Genomic DNA, 3,393 nt, shown 5'->3' on the forward strand with positions numbered 1-3,393 from the left:
AGCGAAAATAATGCGGCTCCAACGTACCCACCTAAATGGAAACGGCGTTCACTCCAATCTAAACACGCACAACAGATTTTACGTGAATGTTTGGAAGGAACGTCAATTCCCATTTCATGAAAATATTGAATACCACTTAATGTGATCATTGAACCATTTTCAGTGATCCATTGCTGTTGACAAAGGGAATCATAGATCTTAACGGCAACTTCGCCAGCTAAATGATCATAGCAAGTACGTGCTTTTCGTAAATGCACTGGCGTGGAAACTTTGGCATGTACGCCATGGTTTAAGGAGATCCCCATCATACTTTCCATCAATTCAGCAATATCTTTTCCTGCTAGCCGAAAATAACGATGCTTGCCTTGAGCTACTACTGTGATTAGCTGGCAATCTAATAATTTAGATAAATGACTGCTCGCCGTTGAAGCTGATATATTCGCCACAGAACTTAGCTCAGTGGCCGTCCAAGCTCGCCCATCCATCAAAGCACTGAGTATTTTAACTCGTGAAATGTCAGACATAGCCGCCCCTATCGCGGCTATTGAGGACTCAAAGGTAACCTCTTTTCGTATTAAATTAGCCATCGCAAGTTCACTTTATTGCCCAAGGGAGCGTAACAGATGCAGCCATACTATCATTGTCCGTTATTAATATCAGTTGGTTAGCATGGTCACTGTATTGCACTAAAATATTAATGTTATTCTCCGCCAATACTCGTGCTATTTCGCCAAGTTCCCCCGGTTTTTCCTGTTTTAACTTACGAATTAATGGTGTCCGGATCGCAAGTACTAACAGTCCAGCTTGCTCTAGCGCTATTTTAGCTTCCTTTCCTTGTTCAACAAGAAAATGAGCATGGCATTCATCACCAACCGTAAATATCCCTCCCCCTTCCAATCCAATACCTTTATTACCTAATGTTTTTCCTAGTAATGCTAATTGTCCTATTTGATTATCTAAAACAACGTGAACATCAAACATTATCCTTGTCCTTTTTAAATGAATATTCGCGAGTAATATGAGCAATACTAATTTTGTAAAAATCAAATATTGACTCTCGCCCTTCTTGTTGAGCTTTCGCATGTAAAACATGATTTTTCCATTGCAGAACTGCGTATTCGTTTTCCCACCAAGATAGCGATAACATTTTTCCTTCTGTAGCTAGACTTTGAAAACGTTCAATTGAAATAAAACCAGCTACATGACTTAATAGTGGTCTTAACTCCTCAGCTAAAGTCAAATAGCGAGTTTGTTGGTCGGGTTGTATTTGCACCTCAAATATTACAGCAATCATATTTTTCTCCGTTATTAATCAACAAACAGAGTAATCCACCCGAAAATTAACACTTCGATAAGCAACGAAATATAGAAAGGTCATGCTGCTGTTTTATGTTGTATATCACACTTCTTTAAATTGCTCGGCCTGCGCTTATCATGTTCTCCTTCTCTTATAATTTTGTTTATTATTTATACTTTTTTATTTTTTGCTATCACCGAAAATAGTGCGGATCCCGCATGGTATTTAGGTTTACCCATCATTAAATACCATTGTTGTTATTTTAATCTTTCTAATATTTCATGATTAAGATCACACTAAAATTATGACCCTATTAACTAAAAGTTATGGATACCCTAATAAAACTCATTGTTAAAGATTAGTTAACCAAAGTAACTTCATTTTTCACTATTGTTAAATTGTTATAGTGAAAATTCTGGTAAACTAATAGAGGTAAAAAAATGATCCTAGATGCCAGTTATACATTATTAGTCGCATGTATCGCGCTACTCATAGGAATGTTTGTCGTAAAATTTACCCCGTTCCTACAAAAAAACCACATACCAGAAGCCGTCGTTGGTGGCTTTATTGTTGCAATTGTTCTGTTAATTATTGATAAAACATCAGGTTATTCGTTTACTTTTGATGCTTCATTGCAAAGTTTATTAATGCTCACATTCTTTTCCTCTATCGGGCTAAGTTCTGACTTTTCTCGACTGATTAAAGGAGGAAAGCCGTTAGTTCTATTAACTATTGCAGTAACGATCCTAATCGCCATTCAAAATACTGTCGGCATGAGTATGGCTGTCATGATGAATGAAAGTCCATTTATTGGCTTAATTGCAGGTTCAATTACTCTAACAGGTGGTCATGGTAATGCCGGAGCATGGGGCCCTATTCTCGCTGATAAATATGGTGTAACAGGCGCCGTTGAATTAGCGATGGCTTGTGCAACACTTGGATTAGTGTTGGGTGGTTTAGTTGGCGGCCCTGTTGCCCGTCATCTTTTGAAAAAGGTCTCTATTCCTAAAACAACCGAGCAAGAGCGCGACACTATCGTTGAAGCTTTTGAGCAACCAAGCGTCAAAAGAAAAATCAATGCAAATAACGTTATTGAAACCATTTCAATGCTGATTATCTGTATTGTTGTTGGTGGCTATATCAGTGCATTGTTTAAAGATACTTTTCTGCAACTGCCTACTTTTGTCTGGTGTTTATTTGTCGGTATTATTATCCGTAATACACTGACTCATGTATTTAAACACGAAGTGTTTGAGCCGACCGTCGATGTATTAGGTAGCGTTGCTTTATCGCTTTTCTTGGCAATGGCGTTAATGTCATTAAAATTTGGTCAATTGGCAAGCATGGCAGGGCCAGTATTAATTATCATTGCTGTACAAACTGTTGTCATGGTGCTATTTGCCTGCTTTATCACCTTCAAAATGATGGGCAAAGATTATGATGCTGTCGTGATCAGCGCGGGTCACTGTGGCTTTGGTATGGGAGCAACACCAACAGCAATTGCGAATATGCAAACAGTCACAAAAGCATTTGGACCATCACATAAAGCTTTCCTTGTCGTTCCTATGGTCGGTGCCTTTATTGTTGATATTTCAAACAGTATCTTAATTAAAATATTTATTGAAATTGGTACATACTTTACCTAATAGCTACACACTACTCGGCGTACTTCTCCTAACAATTTATTATAGGGCAGTATGCCGAGCCGCTTTCTTACCCCGTATATTCCCCTAGTCAATCTATTTAGCTTGCACGTTTACGAATTAATTCTCGTGACAACTAAACCAAAATTTGAATTATGACGAGTATATCTGATTATTTATACTTTATTCGTTAGAATAGTCCGTAGAAATAAATAATCAGTAGGCTACATGGAATGAAATTAAGCATCTCGATATCTTTTATGCTGTAATGACTTGTGGTTCCTTAACGCGTGCGGCTGAAGTTTTACATATTTCTCAACCCGCGGCGAGTAAAGCACTCAAACATGCTGAGCACTGAGAGATCCCCTCATAATTTCCCCAAAACGTAACCATGTGTGAATAGATTTTGAGTAAGCAGGGTTGCAGCCACGAGTGAGTCTTCCCTTGTTATTG

5 protein-coding genes are annotated in these 3,393 nt (G+C 38.1%); 2 read left to right on the top strand and 3 right to left on the bottom strand.

Annotated elements, in window-relative coordinates; genetic code table 11:
* From QTO00_RS16835 to QTO00_RS16845, 3 genes are all read right to left on the bottom strand, one after another.
* A partial coding sequence (locus tag QTO00_RS16835; RefSeq protein WP_443088935.1) for an ArsR/SmtB family transcription factor occupies positions 1 to 524 on the bottom strand: 524 nt, incomplete at its 3' end.
* Positions 525 to 594: 70 nt separating this feature from the next.
* Complete coding sequence (locus QTO00_RS16840; RefSeq protein WP_000460651.1) at positions 595 to 981, bottom strand: hypothetical protein; 387 nt, start codon at positions 979 to 981, stop codon at positions 595 to 597.
* The gene (locus tag QTO00_RS16845) at positions 974 to 1,294 is read right to left on the bottom strand and encodes an antibiotic biosynthesis monooxygenase family protein (RefSeq protein ID WP_000562370.1); all 321 of its coding nucleotides are present in this window, start codon (positions 1,292 to 1,294) and stop codon (positions 974 to 976) included. The genes QTO00_RS16840 and QTO00_RS16845 overlap by 8 nt, the downstream gene beginning before the upstream one ends.
* A 443-nt stretch (positions 1,295 to 1,737) precedes the next feature.
* Here QTO00_RS16845 and gltS point away from each other — a divergent pair, with 443 nt between their 5' ends.
* On the top strand, positions 1,738 to 2,943 hold the full coding sequence (gene gltS / locus QTO00_RS16850; RefSeq protein ID WP_000599531.1) for a sodium/glutamate symporter: 1,206 nt from the start codon (positions 1,738 to 1,740) through the stop codon (positions 2,941 to 2,943).
* 235 nt (positions 2,944 to 3,178) lie between these two features.
* Positions 3,179 to 3,298 carry a helix-turn-helix domain-containing protein gene (locus QTO00_RS21020; RefSeq protein WP_443088936.1) on the top strand — a complete coding sequence of 40 codons (120 nt, stop codon included), beginning with the start codon at positions 3,179 to 3,181 and terminating at the stop codon, positions 3,296 to 3,298.
* Positions 3,299 to 3,393 lie beyond the last annotated feature (95 nt).

This window comes from Vibrio sp. M260118, from assembly GCF_036533755.1.
In the GTDB taxonomy this organism is placed as follows: Bacteria; Pseudomonadota; Gammaproteobacteria; order Enterobacterales; family Vibrionaceae; genus Vibrio.

Coding starts and splice junctions, on each gene's coding strand:
- QTO00_RS16845 (WP_000562370.1), bottom strand. CDS start 1,294: ATGATTGCTGTAATATTTGAGGTGCAAATACAACCCGACCAACAAACT.
- QTO00_RS16840 (WP_000460651.1), bottom strand. CDS start 981: ATGTTTGATGTTCACGTTGTTTTAGATAATCAAATAGGACAATTAGCA.
- gltS (WP_000599531.1), top strand. CDS start 1,738: ATGATCCTAGATGCCAGTTATACATTATTAGTCGCATGTATCGCGCTA.